This window comes from Micromonospora sp. DT62, assembly GCF_049847285.1.
In the GTDB taxonomy this organism is placed as follows: Bacteria; Actinomycetota; Actinomycetes; order Mycobacteriales; family Micromonosporaceae; genus Micromonospora; species Micromonospora reichwaldensis.
The window spans coordinates 1-916 of sequence record NZ_JBNCOB010000062.1 but is presented as its reverse complement, the minus strand read 5'-3'; the positions used below and the strand labels follow the sequence as shown (position 1 = coordinate 916).

General features: G+C 68.4%; 2 protein-coding genes. Both read left to right on the top strand.

Translation table 11 applies throughout. The features are described from left to right. The first annotated feature begins 52 nt into the window (after window positions 1-52). Window positions 53-370: a transposase gene (locus ACPXCB_RS31520; protein WP_425879766.1), complete on the top strand. Its 318-nt coding sequence runs from the start codon at window positions 53-55 to the stop codon at window positions 368-370. After that, on the top strand, window positions 367-916 hold a 550-nt coding region (locus ACPXCB_RS31515), incomplete at its 3' end, for an IS3 family transposase (protein ID WP_425879764.1). The genes ACPXCB_RS31520 and ACPXCB_RS31515, both read left to right, overlap by 4 nt.

Here is a 916-nt window from a genome sequence, read left to right as displayed (position 1 = left end):
TGTCCCGCACCGGGTTTGATGGAGACATCGAAACCTGGGAGGAACACCAGCGATGCCTGCACCGAAGAAGTACTCCGATGAGCTGCGTGAGCGTGCGACCCGGTTGGTCCTTGAGGCCCGTCGGGATCCAGCCAGCGCGGTCGGCGCGATCCGGCGGATCGCCGATCAGTTCGGAGTCCACCCAGAGGCGTTGCGCACGTGGGTGAAGCAGGCCGAGACCGACGCCGGGCAGCGGCCGGGCACCACCAGCAGCGATGCGGAACGCCTCGCCGCGTTGGAACGGGAGAATCGTGAGCTGCGGCGGGCCAACCAAATCCTGAAGTCCGCGGCGAGTTTCTTCGCGGCGGAGCTGGACCGTCCGTCGCGATGAAGGTCGACTTCGTCGACTCCCAGAAGGCCGAACACGGTGTCCAGCCGGTCCTGCGGGCGCTCGAAGACACGCCGGCACAGATCGCACCGTCGACCTACTACGCCGCCAAGACACGTCCCGGCAGCGCCCGCTCACGGCGCGATGAGGCGCTGACCGGGGTGATCGAGCGCATCCACGCGGCCAACTACGGCGTCTACGGCGCCCGCAAGATCTGGCACGAGTTGCACCGCCAAGGCGCGCCGGTGGCCCGGTGCACCGTCGAGCGGCTGATGCGCCAGGCCGGGCTACGCGGGCTGCTGCGCGACAAATCGCCGCGCACGACCCGACCCGCAGCCGAGACCGACCGACCCGCTGACCTGGTCCAACGAGACTTCACCGCAGCCGGCCCGAACCAGCTCTGGGTCGCCGACCTCACCTACGTGCGCACCAGCGTGGGCTGGGTGTACGCCGCGTTCGTCCTCGACGTGTACTCCCGCATGATCGTCGGCTGGCAGGTGTCCACGTCGCTCTACACGGATCTGGCGCTCGACGCGCTGAAAATGGCGA